Raw genomic sequence first — 18,624 nt, 5'->3', positions numbered from 1 at the left:
TCGGTGCGGTTCGGAAGGATCAGTCCGTGCGGTAGTGCGCGAGCTTGTCGGGGTCGATCTCGATCCCGAGGCCCGGTCCCGGACGCACGGCCAGCTCCCCGCCGCGGATCTCCAGCGGCTCGGTGAGCAGGTCGTCGCTCATGTCCAGGAAGTTCGACAGCTCGCCGGCGCGCCGGGAGCTGTGCCGGTGCGCGGCACCGAAGGCGACGGTGCACGCGGTCCCGACCTGGCCGTCGACCTGGTTGCCCATCACGACCTCGACGCCCATCCCCTCGCACTGGTGGAGGATGCGCTGCGAGGTGTGGAACCCGGTGCGGGCGGTCTTGATGCTGATCATCGTCGCGGAGCCGCCGAGCAGCTCGCGGGTGACCTCGCCGGGGGTCGTGGCGCTCTCGTCGGCCACCGTCGGGATGGTGGTCTGCGCCGTGAGCCAGCGCCGGCCCAGCACGTCGTCGGCGGGGCAGAGCTCCTCGGACAGCGTGAGGTCCAGGTCGTCCATGGCACGCAGCGCACGGGCGGCCTCCGACGGCGTCCAGCCGCGGTTGCCGTCGACGTAGAGCTCGACGTCCGGGCCGAGGGCCGCACGCAGCGCCCGGCAGGCGCCGACGTCGAGGGAGACGGGCCGGCGGCCCACCTTCACCTTGAACACGGTGATCCCGTAGGTGTCCCGGACGCGTTCGGCGTCGGCGACCATCGCCTCGTCGGAGGCGAAGCCGACCATGTGCGACACCCGCATCCGGTCGGTGAACCCGCCCAGCATCTGGGTCACCGGCAGGTCGAGGGTCCGGCCCAGCGCGTCCCACACCGCCATGTCCAGGGCGGCCTTGGCGGCGGGGTTGCCGACGGTGCGCTCCAGCCGCGCGTGCATGACCTCGCGCTCGAGCAGCGAGAGCCCGACGACCTCCGGGGCGAAGATCCGGTCGATCACGGCGACGATCGACTGCTGCGTCTCCCCGTAGGTGAACGGGCGCGGGGGCGCCTCCGCCACGCCGACGACGCCGTCGTCGGTGTGCACGCGGACCAGCACGTGCTCGGCGGTGTGCACCTCGCCGGAGGCGAAGCGCAGCGGTTTGCGGTACGGGATCGCGAAGGGGATCGCCTCGATGTGCGCGATCTTCATCGGGCCTCTCCGGGGTGGGCGGGGACGCGGTCGGGGTACGGGACGGCCGGGGGCTCGGGCGGCACGAAGCCGTTGGCCTCCAGGACCTCCACCAACCGCGCGAGGGCGGGGTTCACCTCGTCCGCCCGCCAGGCGAGCGCGAGGTCGACATGGGGTGCCTCACCGTCGGCGTCGGGGGCACCGGAGCGGCCGGGGGCGATCGGCACGTACCGCACGCCGTCGACGCGCAGGGCGAGCGCGGACTCGGGCAGCAGCGCGACGCCGAGCCCGGCGGCCACGAGGGTGAGCATGACCGAGGTCTCGGCGACCTCGTGGGTGCGCCGCGGCAGGAAGCCGGCGCCGAGGCAGGCCTGCGTCACGGCGGCGTCGACGACCGAGTCCCGGGCGCCGTAGACCACGAAGTCCTCGTCGCGCAGCTCGTGCAGCCCGACGGGCTCGTCGCCGGCCAGCCGGTGCCGGGCCGGCACCGCGAGCGTCAGGCGCTCCCGGGCGACGGGCCGGGACGCCAGGCCCGGGCGGCGCAGCGGCGGGCGCAGCACGGCGAGGTCGATGCGGTCCTCCGCGAGCGCCTCCTCCTGCGCGGGCGTGAGCAGATCGGGGACGTAGCGCAGGATCAGGCCGGGCAGCTCGCGGGCGGCGATGCGGGCCAGCTGCGGCAGCTGCTTGTAGGCCGCGAGGCCGGTGCACCCGACCCGGAGCAGGCCGCTGTGCCCGTCGCCGATGCGCTGCACGCGCTCCCGGGCCGCCTCGACCGAGTCGAGGATCCGCAGGGCGTCGCGCAGGAAGGCCTCGCCGGCCGGGGTGAGGTCGACGCGGCGGGTCGTGCGGTTGAACAGGGTGGCGCCGACCTGGGCCTCGAGCTGGCGGATGGCCTGCGACAGCGGCGACTGCGCCATGTGCAGGCGCTCGGCCGCCTGGCCGAAGTGCCGGGTCTCGGCGACCGTGACGAAGTAGCGCAGCTGGCGGATCTCCACGCCGCTCTCCCTCCGTCGGGTAGCCACCGGGCTCTCCGGTGTCGGGCCTCCACGGTAGGACCGTCGACCAGCACACACAAAGACCTAGTACAGCTTCATTGAGACATCCGAAGTCTGAAAAAGTGCTGGGTCAGAACTAGGCAGAGTGCTGACGCGAAGCGATCGGCCTCCCGGAGACAGTCGGTGCCGGTTCCGAACTCGACTCACCGCCGACTCGACCGGGAGGCCCTCCCATGACCGCCACCGCCGACGTGTCCCACTCCCGGGTGCGCACGGTCGTCGACAGCAGCGTCGTCGAAGACCCCGCCGCCGGGGTCTACCGCGCCAACCGCCGCATCTTCACCGACGAGGAGATCTTCGAGCTGGAGATGCGGCACATCTTCGAAGGCAACTGGGTCTACCTGGCCCACGAGAGCCAGGTGCCGAACCCCGGCGACTACTTCACGACCTACATCGGCCGCCAGCCCGTGGTCATCACCCGCGGCAAGGACGGCGAGCTGCACTGCCTGATCAACGCGTGCGCGCACCGCGGCGCGATGCTCTGCCGCCGCAAGACCGACAACCGGATGACCCTGACCTGCCCGTTCCACGGCTGGACCTTCCGCAACGACGGCAAGCTCCTCAAGGTCAAGGACCCGGACGGCGCCGGCTACCCGGACACGTTCGACGTCGACGGCTCGCACGACCTCACCCGAGTCGCCCGCTTCGACTCCTACCGCGGCTTCCTGTTCGGCAGCCTGAACGCGGACGTCGTGCCGCTCGACGAGCACCTGGGCGACACCGTGAAGGTGATCGACATGCTCGTCGACCAGTCCCCCGAGGGCCTGGAGGTGCTGCGCGGCAGCTCCACCTACACCTTCGACGGCAACTGGAAGGTCCAGGCGGAGAACGGCGCCGACGGCTACCACGTCTCGGCCACGCACTGGAACTACGCCGCCACCACCTCGCGGCGCGGCACCGGCGAGTCCAAGAACTCCACCAAGGCGCTCGACGCCGGCGGCTGGGGCAAGTCCGGCGGCGGCTACTGGTCCTACCCCCACGGCCACCTCTGCCTGTGGACCTGGGCGGCGAACCCGCAGGACCGCCCGCTGTGGAACCGCATGGACGAGCTCAAGGAGCAGTTCGGCGACGCCAAGGGCGAGTTCATGGTCAAGGGCAGCCGCAACCTCTGCCTCTACCCGAACGTCTACCTGATGGACCAGTTCTCCACGCAGATCCGGCACTTCCGGCCGATCGCGCCGGACAAGACCGAGGTCACGATCTGGTGCATCGCGCCCAAGGGCGAGAGCGCCGAGGCCCGCGCGCACCGGATCCGCCAGTACGAGGACTTCTTCAACGCCTCCGGCATGGCCACCCCCGACGACCTGGAGGAGTTCCGCTCCTGCCAGCTCACCTTCCGCGCCACCGCCGCCCCGTGGAACGACATGAGCCGCGGTGCGGAGCACTGGCTCACCGGCCCGGACGAGGTCGCGAAGTCCCTCGGCATGGACGGCGTGATCTCCGCGGGCATGCGCAACGAGGACGAGGGCCTCTACCCCGTCCAGCACGGCTACTGGCGGCAGACCATGCTCGCCGCCCTCGCGAAGGAGGAGGAGCAGGCATGACCACGGCCGAGATCGTGACGGAGCCCCGCGTGATCACCCAGAACATGATCGAGCAGTTCCTCTACCGCGAGGCACGCCACCTCGACGACCGCGAGTTCGAGAAGTGGCTCGAGTGCTACGCCGACGACGTCGTCTACTGGATGCCCTCCTGGGGCGACGACGACAAGCTGACCGAGGACCCGCAGCGCGACATCTCGCTGGTCTACTACGACAACAAGGGCGGCCTCGAGGACCGGGTCTTCCGGATCCGCACCGAGCGCTCCAGCGCCACCTCGCTGCCCGAGCCGCGGACCAGCCACAACATCACCAACGTCGAGGTGATCGAACGCCGCGGCGACCTGGTGGACGTGCGCTTCAACTGGCACACCATGTACTTCCGGTACAAGACGGTGGACCCGTACTACGGCACGTCGTTCTACACGATCGACTTCTCCGGCGACGCGCCGCTGATCCGCCGCAAGACCGTGGTGCTGAAGAACGACTACATCCACCACGTCGTCGACGTCTACCACTTCTGAACGGAGGCGCCATGACCGCCGCACACAGCGTGGCGCTCTCCTTCGAGGACGGCGTCACCCGCTTCATCACCTGCGCGGAGGACCAGACCGTCACCGACGCCTCCTACCGGGCCCGCATCAACATCCCGATGGACTGTCGCGACGGGGTCTGCGGCACCTGCAAGGCGGTCTGCGAGTCCGGCGAGTTCGACAAGGGCAGCTTCCTGGAGGACGCCCTGTCCCCGGACGAGGAGGCCGAGGGCTATGTCCTCACCTGCCAGATGAAACCGAGGACGGACCTCGTCCTGCAGATCGCGTCGACCTCGGCCGTCGCGAAGACCAGTGCCGCGACCCACCGCGGCACGGTCACCGCGCTGGACCGGCTCTCGCCGACCACCGTCGCGGTGACCATCGAGATCACCGACCGGGACGAGCTCGCCTTCCTGCCCGGGCAGTACGTGAACATCGCCGTGCCGGGCACGAACGAGTCGCGCTCGTACTCGTTCAGCAACGGCCCGGACCAGGACGCGCTGACCTTCCTGGTCAAGCTCACCGACGGCGGGGTCATGTCGACCTACCTGGACGAGCGGGCGCAGGTCGGCGACGACATCTCCTTCACCGGCCCGCACGGCAGCTTCTTCCTCCGGGACACCTCTCCCGGCAGCGGGTCCGACGCGCCGCTGCTGCTGCTCGCCGGCGGGACCGGGCTCGCGCCGATCCTGTCCATCCTGCGCACCCTCGACGCCCTCGGCAGCGAGCGGCCGATGCACCTGCTCTACGGCGCCACCACGGACGACGACGTCGTCGAGGTGGACACGATCGAGGCGCTCGCCTCGTCGATCCCGAACCTGACCTGGGACTACTGCGTCGCGGACAGGAACACCACGGCGAAGAACCAGGGCTACGTCACCGCGCTGATCGAGCCGGAGCACCTGCACGACGGCGCCGCCGCCGTCTACCTGTGCGGGCCGCCGGCGATGGTCGACGCGGTGCGGGGTCACTTCTCGAACCAGGGCATCACGCCCGGCGGGTTCTACTACGAGAAGTTCGCCCTGGCCGCGGCGGCGAAGGACACCGAGGCGCGCGTCCCCGAGGCCGCTGCCGAGCAGCCGGCCGAGGACACCGGGATCGGCGAGGTGACCGAGGAGGGCACGGAGCAGGCCACGGTCGCCGTCCTCACCCCGGTCGAGGACGGCGACGGGCTGATCCTGCTCGGCCACGAGGGCCGCGGCGTCGTCGGGCAGGAGCTGGTTCCGGCGCTCGAGCTCGAACCGCTCGTCGCGAGCCCGAAGGTGTCGGCCGACCACGCCCGCGGGATCTGCGGGCAGGAGCTGTTCCCCACCGGGCTGCCCGAGGGCGACGCCGGCCCGCTCGACGCCGACGAGGCGCTCGTCGTCGCCGGGGACCGCGGGATGACGGGGCAGGAGATCTTCCCGGCCACGGACCTCGCGCCGCTCCACGAGCCCGCCCCGGTTCCCGCGTCCCTCCCGCCCGGAGCGGTCGGCGAGGGCGGGTACGAGATCGGCGAGGAGCACCCGTCCGTCCACGAGTCCGACGCGATCTTCGACGCCCGCCGCGCCCTGGAGCTCGGCGCGCTCGAGCTCGTCGTCGGGCGGCTGACCTCGCAGCAGGTCACCGGGTACCGGCTGCTGGCCGAGGCCACGCTCCCGTACGTCGACGACGACCGCTTCGTCGACGCCGCCGGCTACACCGAGGCCAACGCGGCCTTCCACGACTACCTGTTCACGCTCACCGGCAACGAGCACCTCTCCCAGGCCTACACCGCGCTCGGCGTCAAGGGGCACATGGAGCAGTCGTTGCGCACCGCCACCTGGTGCCACCCGCGCTGCACCCAGGACCACCTCGACATCGTCGACGCGATCGGGGCCGGGGACCGCGAGCGCGCCCGCCGGCTGATCGGCGAGCACGCCGACCGGTCCAAGGAGACGACGCGGCGGGCCATGGCCGACAACGCCGCCGCCCGTCGTCCTCGGTTCGTGACGCCGGGCCGCTTCGACCGCAAGGTCGTCGTGGTCACCGGGGCCGCGCAGGGCATCGGCCGGGCGGTCGCCGAGCGCGCCGCGGCCGAGGGCGGACAGCTGGTGCTGGTCGACCGGTCCCCCCTGGTGCACGAGGTCGCCGAGGGCCTGCTCGCCGACGGCGCGAAGGCCCTGGCGATCGAGGCGGACCTCGAGGGGTACGCGGGTGCCGAGGCGGCGATCCGCGAGGCGGTCACCTGGCAGGGCCATGTGGACGTGCTGGTCAACAACGTGGGCGGGGCGATCAACTTCAAGCCCTTCACGGAGTTCGGCCCTGCTGAGATCGACGCCGAGATCACCCGCTCGCTGATGCCGACGCTGTACTGCTGCCGCGCGGTGCTGCCGGCGATGGTGCAACGTCGCGGCGGGGTGATCGTCAACGTCTCGTCGGCGGCCACCCGGGGCGTCCACCGGATCCCCTACTCGGCGGCCAAGGGCGGCATCAACGCGCTCACGGCGTCGCTCGCGTTCGAGTACGCCGACAGGGGCGTCCGGGTGGTCGCGACCGCGCCGGGCGGCACGGAGGCGCCGCCGCGGCGGATCTCCCGGGGCACCCCGGAGGCCCGGTCGGAGCAGGAGAGGGCCTGGTTCCAGGCGCACGTCGACCAGACGCTCGGGTCGTCGTTCCTGGGCCGGTACGGCACGCTCGACGAGCAGGCTGCGGCCATCCTGTTCCTGGCGTCGGACGAGGCGTCGTACATCACCGGGTCCGTGCTGCCGGTCGCCGGCGGCGACCTGGGGTGAGCCGCCTTCTACGGTGACGGCATGAGCAGGCGGGTCGGCGACGGCGCCGGCGGGGACGGCGGGGAGCCGGCGCACGTCGTCGGGCAGGAGGCGGAGTCCGCCCGGCTCGAGGCGGCGTTGGCCGACGCCGTCGCCGGCACCCCCGTCGTCGTCGTGCTGGAGGGCGTGCCCGGGGTCGGGAAGACGACGCTGCTGCGGCGCTTCCTCGCCCGCCGGCCCGCCCTCGCGACCGTGCAGGCCGAGGGCCTGGCGTGGGAGTCGGGGCGGCCGGGCGCGCTGGTCAGGCGGCTGGGTGGGCTCCCGTCCGAGGGGCCCGTCGACCCCGGCGCCTGGGGCGAGGCCCTGGCCGCGTGCTGGCGGGCCCGCGCCGCGGAGGACCCGCTCGCGGTGCTGATCGACGACGCGCACGCCGCCGACCCGGCCTCGCTGCAGGCGGTCGCGTCGGCGGTCGTCCGGATGGCCGAGGGCCGCCTGCTGGTCGTGCTCGCCGCCCGGACCGGCCCGGACACCCCGGCCCACCCGGACACCCGGGACGTCCTCGACCGGCTGCCCGGCCGGCGGATCCGGGTGGCGCCCCTGACCTCCGAGCAGACCCGGCTGCTGGCCGCCCGCGCCGCGGGCATCGACCTGCCGATCCCGGTGGCCCGCCGGCTGCGCGAGCACACCGGCGGGGTCGCCCGGTACCTGCTGGAGATCCTGCGCGACAGCCCGCCGATGCGGTGGTCGGACTGGCAGACGCGACTGCCCGCACCCACCTCCGTGCAGCAGCGGGTCGAGGCCGCCCTCGACGCCGCGTCGCCGTCGGCGCGCGCGCTCGTCGAGGCCGCGGCCGTCCTCGGCAACACCCCGATCCTCGCCGAGGCCGCCGAGCTCGGCGGCATCGCGGACCCCATCGCCGCGCTCGACGAGGCCTTCGCCGCCGGTCTCCTCTCCCCCGCCGCGGGGCACGGGCTGGACACGCTGACCTTCCCCGGGCGCTTCGTGCGCGGCGCCGTGCACGCCACGCTCGCCCCTGCCCGCCGGCACGACCTGCACCAGCGCGCCGCCGCCGTCGTCCGGGACGAGACCGAGCGGCTCCGGCACCGGGTCGAGGCCACCCCGCTGCCCGACGCCGCCCTGGCCGACGAGCTGCTCGACCTGGCCCGCCGCAAGGCGGACGAGGGCGCGTGGGCGGTCGTCGCCGGGGCGCTCATCGACGCCAGCCGGATCAGCCCGAGCCGCGCCGACCGGGAGGACCGGCTGCTCCAGGCCGTCGACGCCCTCGCCGGGGCCGGGCTGCTGGGGCAGGCGGTCGACGCGTTGTCCGACGTCGAGGCCCTGCCGCCCGGCGCCCGGCGCGACGCCGTCCTGGCCTACGTCGCCATCCAGCGCGGCCGCCGCGCCGAGGCCACCTCCTACCTCGACGGCGCCTGGCGCAGCCGCGGCACCGACCGGGCCACCGCGGCGCGGATCTGCCAGCGGCAGGTGCTCCACGCCCTCGCCGACTGGGACGGCGCGCAGCTGGTCCGGTGGGCCGGGCGGGCGATCGAGCACGCGGACCCGGGCTCGCCGGCGGCGGTGGAGACGCGCGCGATCGTGGGGCTCGGGTACGCCGCGCAGGGCGAGATCGAGGAGGCGTTCACGGCCTACCGCGCGGCGACCCGGGAGAGCCCGGCCGGCCCGCAGCACCAGCGGGCGCGGATGGGCCTGGGCTGGCTGCTCCTGGCGCAGGACGAGCCGGAGGCGGCGCGGCGCGAGCTGGAGTACGCCGTCGCGGGCGTGGGGCAGGGCGGGTCGAACCGCATCCTGCTGTGGGCGCTGTGCTGGTTGGCGCGCACCCGGTTCGCGCTCGGCGACTGGTCCGGCGCGCTGCAGAACGTCGACCAGGCCCGGCTGCTGCTCGGCGCCACGGACCTGGAGCTCCTCCGGCCGCTGGTGCACTGGACGGGCGCGCAGGTCCACGCCCTGCGCGGCGACGCCGAGGAGGCCGCCCGGCACGTCGAGCTCGGCACGGCCGCCGAGCACGACTACCTCGTCATGACGGTGCCGGCCCTGCTGGCCCGCGCGCACGTGGCGGAGGCCGCCTCGGACTACGACGCCGTCGTCCGGCACCTCGCCCCGCTCGCCACCCGGACGCCGCGGGGCGGGCTCGACGAACCCGGCTTCTGGGCCTGGCACGACCTGTACGCCAACGCCCTCGTCGTGACCGACCGGCTCGGCGAGGCGGACGAGTTCCTGCGTCCGCTCGAGGAGCTCGTCCGACGGCGTGGGCACCGGTCCGCGGCCGCCCGGCTCGGCTACGTCCGCGGCCGGCTCCTCGGCGCGCGCGGCGACACCGCCGCCGCGGAGGAGGCGTTCGTGGCGGCCCGGGCCCGGCTCGAGGGCCTGCCGCTGCCCTACGAGAAGGCACGCGTCGACTTCGCGCACGGCATGATCCTGCGCCGGGCGGGCCGGCGGCGGGACGCGGCCACGGTCCTCGCGACCGCCCGGCAGCGGTTCGCCGCCCTCGGCGCGCGGGTCTACATGGAGCGCTGCGACCGGGAGCTCAAGACCGGCCGGCCCGGCTCCCGCCTGCACGACAACGACCTCGACGCCCTCACCGAGCAGGAGCGGACGGTCGCGGGCCTGGTGGCGGGCGGTATGACCAACAAGGAGGTCGCCGCCGAGATGCTGCTGTCGGTCAAGACGGTCCAGTTCCACCTCACGCGCACCTACGCGAAGCTCGGGGTGCGGTCGCGCTCGGAGCTCGCGGCACACTTCCCGCGGTCCACGGGCTGACCGCGGCCCGTTGCCGTGCCGCGCCGCGTGGTCCTACCGTGCGCGCATGGGAGCCCACGGGCACGGGCACGGCGTGGGGGTCGGCACCGACCGGCGGTGGCTCGGCCTGGCGCTGGCGCTGATCCTCGTGTTCATGGTCGGGGAGTTCGTCGTCGGCCTGCTCGCGGGCTCGCTGGCGCTGATCTCCGACTCGGCGCACATGCTCACGGACGCCGCGTCCCTCGTCCTCGCGCTCGTCGCGATCCGGCTCGCGGCCCGTCCCGCCCGCGGCGGGTACACCTACGGCCTGCTGCGTGCGGAGATCCTCTCGGCGCAGGCCAACGGCATCACGTTGCTGCTGCTCGCGGTGTGGTTCGTGTACGAGGGCATCGAGCGGCTGCTGTCGCCGCCGGAGGTGGCGGGCCTGCTCGTGCTGGTCACGGCGCTGGTCGGGATCGTCGTCAACCTGGCCGCGACGTGGTGCATCAGTCGGGCGGACCGCTCGAGCCTCAACGTCGAGGGCGCGTTCCAGCACATCCTGAACGACCTCTTCGCGTTCGTCGCGACGGCGGTCGCCGGGCTCGTCGTCGTGCTCACCGGGTTCGACCGGGCCGACGCGATCGCGGCGCTGGTCGTCGCCGCGCTGATGGCCAAGGCGGGGTGGGGCCTGGTGCGCGAGTCCGGGCGGATCTTCCTCGAGGCCGCGCCGCGGGGCGTCGACCCCGACGCGCTCGGTGCCCGGCTCGCCGGGGTCGCGGGCGTGGCCGAGGTCCACGACCTGCACGTCTGGGAGATCACCTCCGGGCAGGCGGCGCTCTCGGCGCACGTCCTCGTCCGGCCCGAGGCCGACTGCCACGACGTGCAGCGGGCGATCGAGGTCGTGCTGCGCGAGGAGCACGGCCTGTCGCACACCACGCTGCAGGTGGACCACTGCGAGGACGAGTCGCTCGACGACCACTGCGCCGACCCGCACGGGCCGGTGCACCTCGGCGAGCAGGTGGGGGACGCCACGCCCTGACGCCCGCTCTTCCTCCGCACCCGGTCGGTCGTTTAACGTTCGTTCGTTCAGGCCGCGAGGAGGACCGCAATGCCGGTGGAGATCGACCGCCCGCGGGAGGGCGTCGTCCAGCTCACGCTCAACCGCCCCGACCAGCTCAACGCGCTCGACGCCGGCACGGTCGCCGAGCTCACGACCGTCTTCGCCGAGATCGGCACCGACCCGTCGTGCCGGGTGGTGATCCTGACGGGGGCGGGTCGCGGGTTCTGCGCCGGGCTCGACCTCGCCCACTACGACGACGAGCCCCACCCGCCCGCCCGGCAGCGGCACCCGATCGACGGGCTGACGCGGCAGCGCCAGATCGCCAACCTCGCCGTCTCGCTGCACCAGCTCCCCCAGCCGGTCATCGCCGCGATCAACGGCCCCGCCGCGGGCGGCGGGCTCGCCCTCGCGCTGGCCAGCGACATCCGCATGGCGTCGACCTCCGCACTGTTCGCCGTCGGGTTCATCCGGGCCGGCTTCTCGGCGTGCGACATCGGCCTGTCCTGGCTGCTCCCCCGGATCGTCGGGACCGGGCGCGCCCACGAGCTGATGCTCACCGGCCGCCGCTGCTCCGCCGAGGAGGCCTACCGGATCGGCCTGGTCACCCACCTCGTCGACCCCGCCGAGCTGCTCGAGGCCGCCTACGCCGAGGCCGCCGAGATCATGCTCAACCCGCCCTTCTCGGTGGAGATGACCAAGCAGGGCATGTGGGCCTCGGTCGAGAACCCCAGCTTCGTCGGGGCGGTCGAGTTCGAGAACCGCCAGCAGATCCTCACCGCCCTCACCGAGGACCGGGACGAGGCCACCCGCGCCTTCCTGGAGAAGCGACCTCCGGTGTACCAGCGGTACTGAGGGTCGGAGGTCGGAGCGGGAGGGGGTCGGGGAGGGAGCGGGTCGGGGCGGGAGGGGGTCGGGGCCGGGCTGCTCAGCCGCCGTTGTAGCGGCGCATCGTCTCCTCGGCCCCCGGCCCCTCGCAGTACACACGGCCGTTCTCGAGCATGTCGCAGGCGGCGATGTCCGTGCGGTCGGAGTTCGGCACCACGCGGGTGGTCGTGGGCCGGGTCGTCGGGGGCGTGCGGGTGGTGGTGGGACGGGCCGTCGAGGGGGTGCGGGTGGTGGTCGGTCGTACCGCGCTGGTCGTGGGAGCCGCGGCACGCCCCAGGGTTCCGGTGATCGTGATCGTCTCCACGCCGTGCCGCCAGGTCGCGACGAGGGTCACCGGCTCCCGCGACACCTCGGCCCGGAGCACAATGCGTTTGGACCTGCCCGGGCGCAGGGGCCCCGCTGCGTCGGTCGACGAGGTGGCCGCCTCCTCCGCCGCCGCTCCTGCCGGCTCGCTCGTGAGTGAGGCGTTGTCCGCCGCCACCCGAGCTGCCGAGAGCTCGGTCGACGAGTCGTTGAGAAGGGTGAGCACCAGCTGGACGCGCCGGTCCGCGCCGCCGCCTCGCTCGACGGGAGCCGTCGCGGTGACCGTCAGGCCGTCGGGGAAGCGGTGGGACTGTCCCCACGACAACACCAGGAGCGGGGCGGCGACGGGCTGGCCGCTCACGGAGGTACTGCATCCCGCCACGAGGACACCGGCGGCCGCGAGAAGCGCGGCGAGCGCTCCGCAGAGTCTCAGCACTGTCCTCACCCCCGGGAACAGCGTGAGGCGAGCCGAGGCGTCGCGCCGGGAGCACGGGCGGTGTGTGCCCGGATGGGTGACGGCGGTCCCTGCCGGGCGGCGGCCGATCTCGCCCCATCGCCTCGCCGCGTTCGTGAAGATCGATCTGTGCCCGAGAGCTGGAAGTGCCCGTTTCTGTCGGGGGTCGAAGATATGTTCGATCCGTGCAGCTGACCGGGTGTCTTCCGGCCGGGCTGGCGGACATGCCGCCGGGTCCGGAGCTCGGTGCTGCGCTGGCCGGGATCGAGCTGTCGGCGGTGCCGGCGTCGGAGCGGTTGACGGTGCTCGAGGCGTGGCACCGCCAGGACAGCCACACCCGGGCCGGGTTCTACCGGGCCATGGTCGCGGTCGGGTACGCCGATCCGACCACACCCGACTCCGCGGAGGACCTCCCCGACCCGCACCTGGACTGGACCGACGAGGTGCGGGCGGCCCTGGCCTGGACCCGGCGCGCCGCGGACGGCTGGTCGGACGAGGCGTGCGCCTTGGTCAGGGAGCTGCCTCGGGTGCTGGCGGCGCTGCACGAGGGCCGGATCGACCCACCGAAGGCCTCCGTCTTCGTGCGGCATCTCGCCGGCCTTCCTCCGGCGCAGGTCGCGCACCTCTGCGCGCTCGTCCTCCCGCGGGCGCCGCGGTGGACCACGAGTCAGATCTCCCGCCGGCTACGGCGGCTCATCATGGAGATCGACCCGGACCATTACGAGCGGCTCTTCCGCCGCGCCCACGCCCGCCGCGGAGTGGGTGCGTACGTCACCGAGGACGGCACCGCCACGATCACCGCGAGCGGCATCACTCCCGAAACCGCTGACGCCGCGGTCGAACGGATCGACCACCTCGCCCGCAGGATCCGTCGCTGCGGCCACCCCGGCACGCTCGACCAGATCCGGGTCGACCTGTTCACCGGCTTCCTCGACGGCACCCTGCACACGTTGAGCGACGACGAGATCGTCCACGCCCTCCTCCTCGACGCCGGGATCTCCACCGGCGACGACGGCGAGACCGGAGCGACGGTCGAGGCGGACGCGACCGCGACAGGGCCGACCCAGGGCTCGACGAACAGCGCGGGGACGACAGAGCGAGGACCGGCCGACGAGGCGAGCGAGGCCGGCGATCCCTCAGCGGACGAGCCACAGCAGGCTCTTCACTCACGACATCCGGCGCGACCGCCGAATCCGCGTCGGGGCGTGCACCTGCAGATCTCGCTCGGCACGCTTCTCGGGCTCGACGATCGCCCGGCCACCCTGCCGAACCTCGGACCGCTCCCGGCCTCGCGGGCCCGAGTGGTCGCGGCGACCCAGCTACGGGCGCCCTGGCGCTATGCCGTCACCGGACCAGACGGACGACTGATCCGTGCAGGGGCACTCCGCACGCGTCCCACTGCCGGCGATCTCGGCCCCGCCGAGGACACGACCTCTCCGGAGGCTCCGGGCATGGTCGACCTGCTCGTCGACGCCGGTCTGCTCGCGCGCCTGACCGGCCCCGACAGCGACCTGCCGGCGTCGTGGCGGCCCGTCCTGGCCGAGATCCTCGCGGCCCGCGGACGCGACCTCGACGACGACCCGGACGCCCGGTTCCCGCACACCGGCTTGCGCCGCCACGTCGAGTTCCGCGACCGGCACTGCACCTTCGTCGGATGTCTGACGCCGGCCCGGAAGGCCGACCTGGACCACACGCACGACCACGCGCAAGGCGGCCGCACGACCGCCGACGACCTGGGTCCGGCCTGCCGCCACGATCACGGCCTGAAGCACCGTGGCTGGACACTCACCCAGCCCGAGCCCGGCGTCTTCGTCTGGCGCAGTCCACTCGGCCGCACCTACCGAACGCGCGCCGAACCGCTCCTCCCACCGTTACCGCCGCCGCTCCCCCGGATGCCGGACGAGGACCTCTGCTGCCCGTCCGACACCACCGACGACCTGGACGAGGCAGGAACCGACTCGCTGTTCGTGGTGTGGCGGCCTGCGCCGCCCGAGGAGCCGCGGCCTCCGCCGCCACCGGTCACCGACCTCGACGAGCCGCCGCCGTTCTGACATGGTGCCGACCCCGCGCGGACCGACACCGTCGGCCCGCGGGATCGCTGGTGCCCGCGGCCGGTGGCCGTGAGGTCAGGGGCGGGTTCGCCCTGGCACGCGGCCATGAAGGCCCGGGAGTGGGTGACCAGCACCATCCCGAGGAGGATGGGCGGGCATGAGCGTCCTGCAGCACCGTGCCCTGTTCGCCGCGCTCGACGAGTGCCGCCACGAGCCGGTCGCGAAACGCATCCGGGCGGAGCTGGGCGGGGCGACGGTCGTGGACTCCACTCGCGCGGTGCTTCTGTGGGAGCCGCGGCGGGTCGTGCCGAGCTACGCCGTGCCGGAGGAGGACATCGCGGCGCACCTCACGCCGAACGACGTGCCGAAGAGTGAGATTCCGCAGGGCGTCACCCTGGCCTCGGTCTCCGACCGGCCGGTACTGGACCCGTCCGTGCCCTTCGCCGTACACACCGTCGAGGGCCGGCCGGTCGACGTCGTCACAGACGCCGGCACCCGGCCCGCCGCGGGGCTCCGGCTCGCCGATCCCGACCTGGCGGGGTACGTGGTCGTCGACTTCGACGCGTTCGACGCCTGGTTCGAGGAGGACGAGCCGAACGTCTCGCACCCCCGGGACCCGTTCCACCGCGTGGACGTCCTGACCTCGTCGCGCCACGTCCGCCTCGAGCTCGACGGCATGCTCCTCGCCGAGTCGCGACGGCCGGTGCTGCTGTTCGAGACCATGCTCCCCACCCGGTACTACCTGCGCCGCGAGGACGTCGTCGCGCCGCTGGAGCCGACCGCGACCCGCACGCGCTGCGCGTACAAGGGCGAGGCGTCCTACTGGTCGGTGACCGTGGGCGGCCGCCCCGTGCCCGACCTGGCCTGGACCTACCCGGACCCGCTGCACGAGGCCGCGCACGTGCGCGACCTCGTGTGCTTCTTCACCGAGCGGACCGACGTCGTGGTCGACGGGCGGCGTCAGGAGCGCGCCGTCACCCCGTGGTCGTGATCAGGCCCCATGGCCGTGATCACGCAGGGGCGCGCAGGTCCGGCCCGGTCGACGGGTTGGCCATGCGACCGATCTCCTCGGCCGCCCAGCCCGAGCCCAGCACGCCCGCCCACAGCAGCTCGGGCAGCTGGCGCTCGCGGTCGACCCGCCCGCTCACCCACGACCTGGTCGCGGCCAGGCGCTCGGCCTGCACGCACAGTTCCCAGGCGCGCGACCCGCGGTCCGTCACGTCCTGCGAGAACGGGGCGCCGCAGGTGCGGTGGCGGTAGCGGCGCTCGGGACTGTCGATCGTGTGGACGAGCGTCAGCGCGAGCCCGGCGAGGCCGGTGCCCACCACGACGCCGACGGCGGCCCACAGCAGCGTGAGGAGCCACCCGTCGCCCAGCAGCAGCCCGGACACGGCCCCGACCGCGAGGACGGCGAGGGCCGTCGAGCCGGCGGGTAGCCGCGTCCAGACGAGGGTGCCGGTGTCGTCGATCTGGTAATGCGTCCCGGCGATCAGCGCCGGATCAAAGACGCGGTAACCCGATCGGGTGCGGACGAGGGTGGGCAGGCGGTCGGCCGGGGCCTGCTTGACGAAGTCGACGGACGCGTCGCCGGGGAACGTGCTCATTGCCTCTTGCTCTTGCTGGTCGCACCGGGGAGGAGGGCGGCGTTCGCGCCGGGGTAGAGCGCCGCCACGCCATTCATCGGAACTGATGAACGGCCTGTTACGACGCGGAAACGTGACCGACCCCTCACCGGAACGGGAGAGGTCTCGATCACAGGGAGGAACGCCCGGTTCGCCCGTTGAGGTCAGCCACCGAGGTGCCCGCGGCCCCGCAGCGTCGTCGTGCTCGACACCGGCGAGCTGGACGGCGTCCTCGCCCTCGGCGTCACGCCGGTGGGGGCGACCTCGCCCGTCGCGAACGGCCCGCTACGCCCCGATCGCGGCGGACGAGGTGCTCGACGAGCTGAGGACGCACGCCACCGCCTGAGCTCAGACCGTGCGGAGCGGGGCGGGCTCGCGGTCGGCCAGCGCGAGCCCGGCCCGCAGGGCGCTGGCGGCGTCGAAGGCGGCGTCGTGGGCGGCCCGGCTGAGCGCGGTGAAGCTGGCGTAGCCGTGGATGAGCCCGGGGAACCGCCGCGCGACCACCGGGACACCGGCCTCGCGCAAGCGCTCGGCCAGCTCCTCCCCCTCGTCGCGCAGCGGGTCGAAGCCGGCGGTCGCGAGGTAGACCGGCGGCATGCCGGAGAGGTCGTCGGCGCGCAGGATGGCGCCGCGGTCGTCGTCGGCGGGCACGCCCTCGGGCAGGTACATCTGCTCCATGGCGGCGAGCACCTCGGCGCTGATCCCGAACCCGGAGCCGAACGCGACGCGCGAGCCGCCGGTCCGGTCGGCGTCCGTCGCCGGGTAGAGGGCCACGACGAAGGCGGGCACGGGCTCGCCGCGGACCGCCTGCTCGTGCGCGACGACCAGCGCCAGGTTCGCACCCGCGCTGTCGCCGCCCACCGCGACCAGCGTCTTCTCCGCGTCGAGGTCCTCGGCGTGGGCGAGGGTGTGCCGGTAGGCGGCGAGGGCGTCGTCGAGCGCGGCGGGGTACGGGTGCTCGGGCGCGAGCCGGTACTCCACGGACAGCACCCGGACGCCGGCCTGCGCCGCGAGCAGCCGGCAGAGCGGGTCGGCGGAGGCGATGCTGCCCAGCACGAACCCGCCGCCGTGGAAGTAGACCAGCAGGCCGGAGCGGCCGGCCGGACCGTGCGGGCCCGGCGGTGTGTAGAGCCGGGCCGGGATCGGACCCTCGGCGCCCGCGACCTCCAGGTCCCGGGTCACGACGTCGTCGAACGGGCCCTCGGCGGCCAGTTCGGCGGCGTCGTCCGCCTGCCGGCGCTGCTCGGCCAGGGCGGCCGCACCCAGCTGCCCGCTCGCGGCGGTGAGCCGCGCGAGCCACTCCCCGGCGCGGTTGAGCAGCTGCAGGTCGAGATCGAGGAGCTGTCCCTCGAGGCGCACCTCGGACCCCGCGAGCAGCCTCTTCAGCGGCCGCGGGAGTCCGAAGAGGAACCGGAACGCGAGTCGCAGACCGAGGACCCGCACGGAGCGCGCGATCACACACCGATGTTACGCCCGGGTAGCCTTCTGCCGCGGGGACCGCGCGCGGCTCACGCCCCGAACGTGTACCGCAGGACCGGGAGCATGGCGTCGGCGTCCGTGCGGGACGAGTCGTCCGCCACGCAGGCCGCCAGCTCGGCCTCGACGGCGGCGGTGTCGATCCCCGCGCCGATCAGCACCAGGCTCGTGCGCCGGGGCTCGCCGGGCTCCCAACGGGCGCGGCGGAACCGGACGTACCGGCCGACGGTGTGCAGCACGTACTTCTGCCGGTGCCCGGGCACGCCGAACGCCACGAACCCCTTGATCCGGTAGACGCCGGCGGGCCGCCGGTCGAGCAGGTCCCGCAGCCGCTGCGGGTCCATCGGGGCGTCGGAGGTGAAGGAGACGCTGTCGTACGCGGCATGGATGTGGTCGGCGTGGTCGCCGACCTGCTCCCCGAGCAGCAGCTGCCGGCCGGGTACGACCTCGATGTCGAACAGCAGCCGGGGGTCGACGACGCCGTGCTCGGCCGGGACGATCGGGGCCAGCCCGTTGGCCTCGCGGAGCAGCCGCCGGACCCGCCAGACCTTGCCCGGGTCCACCCGGTCGACCTTGTTGAGCACCAGCAGGTCCGCCAGCCCGACGTGCGTGTCGACCTGCGGGTGCCGCCGGCGCGTGGCCTCGAACTCGACGGCGTCGATCACCTCGATCAGCCCGCCGAAGACCAGGTGCGGGTTGGCCGCCTCGAGGATCAGCTGCACGAGCGTGCCGGGCTCGGCGATGCCGCTGGCCTCGATCACGATCACGTCGATCTCGTCCCGCCGGCGGGTCAGCCGGTCGAGCAGCGGCCCGACGCCGTCCTCCCCCACCGCGCAGCACAGGCAGCCGTTGCCGAGCGAGACCATCGCGTCCGACCCGCCGACCAGCATGGCGTCGATCCCGATGGCGCCGAAGTCGTTGACCACCACGCCGATCCGGGCGTCGAGCGAGTGCGCGAGGAGGTGGTTGAGCAGGGTGGTCTTGCCCGCGCCGAGGAAACCGGCGACGACCACGACCGGAATCCTCCGCATCCCGGAAGAGTTACCAGGCGCCCCTGCGGCCGCGCCCCGCGGGTCCGGG

14 protein-coding genes are annotated in these 18,624 nt (G+C 73.7%); 8 read left to right on the top strand and 6 right to left on the bottom strand.

All coding sequences use genetic code 11. The features are described from left to right. Window positions 1–19: 19 nt before the first annotated feature. Window positions 20–1,120: a mandelate racemase/muconate lactonizing enzyme family protein gene (locus PKE99_RS17210; protein ID WP_037045588.1), complete on the bottom strand. Its 1,101-nt coding sequence runs from the start codon at window positions 1,118–1,120 to the stop codon at window positions 20–22. Then, on the bottom strand, window positions 1,117–2,094 hold the full coding sequence (locus PKE99_RS17205; RefSeq protein ID WP_051737403.1) for a LysR substrate-binding domain-containing protein: 978 nt from the start codon (window positions 2,092–2,094) through the stop codon (window positions 1,117–1,119). Before PKE99_RS17205 ends, PKE99_RS17210 begins: the two co-directional genes overlap by 4 nt. 233 nt (window positions 2,095–2,327) lie before the next feature. On the opposite strand from PKE99_RS17205, the gene benA reads away from it, so the two are divergent. From benA to PKE99_RS17175, 6 genes are all read left to right on the top strand, one after another. After that, window positions 2,328–3,698 carry a benzoate 1,2-dioxygenase large subunit gene (gene benA, locus PKE99_RS17200; RefSeq protein ID WP_037045586.1) on the top strand — a complete coding sequence of 457 codons (1,371 nt, stop codon included), beginning with the start codon at window positions 2,328–2,330 and terminating at the stop codon, window positions 3,696–3,698. After that, window positions 3,695–4,216 (top strand): benzoate 1,2-dioxygenase small subunit, encoded by a 522-nt coding sequence (gene benB / locus PKE99_RS17195; protein ID WP_037045585.1) that lies wholly within the window; start codon window positions 3,695–3,697, stop codon window positions 4,214–4,216. The genes benA and benB overlap by 4 nt, the downstream gene beginning before the upstream one ends. A gap of 11 nt (window positions 4,217–4,227) precedes the next feature. Next, window positions 4,228–6,978: a benzoate 1,2-dioxygenase electron transfer component BenC gene (benC, locus tag PKE99_RS17190; RefSeq protein ID WP_037045579.1), complete on the top strand. Its 2,751-nt coding sequence runs from the start codon at window positions 4,228–4,230 to the stop codon at window positions 6,976–6,978. A gap of 21 nt (window positions 6,979–6,999) precedes the next feature. Further along, complete coding sequence (locus PKE99_RS17185) at window positions 7,000–9,735, top strand: LuxR C-terminal-related transcriptional regulator (protein WP_051737402.1); 2,736 nt, start codon at window positions 7,000–7,002, stop codon at window positions 9,733–9,735. Window positions 9,736–9,781: 46 nt separating this feature from the next. Next, window positions 9,782–10,732, top strand: coding sequence for a cation diffusion facilitator family transporter (locus PKE99_RS17180; protein WP_037045577.1), 951 nt, complete (start codon window positions 9,782–9,784; stop codon window positions 10,730–10,732). 69 nt (window positions 10,733–10,801) lie between these two features. Then, window positions 10,802–11,605, top strand: a complete 804-nt coding sequence (locus PKE99_RS17175) for an enoyl-CoA hydratase/isomerase family protein (protein WP_037045575.1) — start codon at window positions 10,802–10,804, stop codon at window positions 11,603–11,605. Window positions 11,606–11,678: 73 nt separating this feature from the next. On the opposite strand, the gene PKE99_RS17170 is transcribed toward PKE99_RS17175, so the two are convergent. Then, complete coding sequence (locus PKE99_RS17170) at window positions 11,679–12,302, bottom strand: hypothetical protein (RefSeq protein WP_037045573.1); 624 nt, start codon at window positions 12,300–12,302, stop codon at window positions 11,679–11,681. Window positions 12,303–12,541: 239 nt separating this feature from the next. On the opposite strand from PKE99_RS17170, the gene PKE99_RS17165 reads away from it, so the two are divergent. Next, entirely contained in the window at window positions 12,542–14,446 is a 1,905-nt protein-coding gene (locus PKE99_RS17165; RefSeq protein ID WP_156067572.1) for an HNH endonuclease signature motif containing protein, read from the top strand. 157 nt (window positions 14,447–14,603) lie between these two features. Beyond that, complete coding sequence (locus PKE99_RS17160) at window positions 14,604–15,437, top strand: DUF427 domain-containing protein (RefSeq protein ID WP_037045570.1); 834 nt, start codon at window positions 14,604–14,606, stop codon at window positions 15,435–15,437. 19 nt (window positions 15,438–15,456) lie between these two features. Here the strand turns inward: PKE99_RS17160 and PKE99_RS17155 are convergent, their stop codons facing one another. The 3 genes from PKE99_RS17155 to PKE99_RS17145 all read right to left on the bottom strand — a co-directional run bounded on the left by PKE99_RS17155 (window position 15,457) and on the right by PKE99_RS17145 (window position 18,575). Next, window positions 15,457–16,050, bottom strand: a complete 594-nt coding sequence (locus PKE99_RS17155) for a hypothetical protein (RefSeq protein ID WP_037045569.1) — start codon at window positions 16,048–16,050, stop codon at window positions 15,457–15,459. Between the two features lie 366 nt (window positions 16,051–16,416). After that, window positions 16,417–17,526: an alpha/beta hydrolase gene (locus PKE99_RS17150; protein ID WP_231498204.1), complete on the bottom strand. Its 1,110-nt coding sequence runs from the start codon at window positions 17,524–17,526 to the stop codon at window positions 16,417–16,419. Window positions 17,527–17,576: 50 nt separating this feature from the next. Beyond that, window positions 17,577–18,575 carry a CobW family GTP-binding protein gene (locus PKE99_RS17145; protein ID WP_037045567.1) on the bottom strand — a complete coding sequence of 333 codons (999 nt, stop codon included), beginning with the start codon at window positions 18,573–18,575 and terminating at the stop codon, window positions 17,577–17,579. Window positions 18,576–18,624 lie beyond the last annotated feature (49 nt).

This window comes from Pseudonocardia halophobica (assembly GCF_027922425.1).
Classification (GTDB): domain Bacteria; phylum Actinomycetota; class Actinomycetes; order Mycobacteriales; family Pseudonocardiaceae; genus Pseudonocardia; species Pseudonocardia halophobica.
This window is presented reverse-complemented; position numbering and strand designations above follow the sequence as displayed.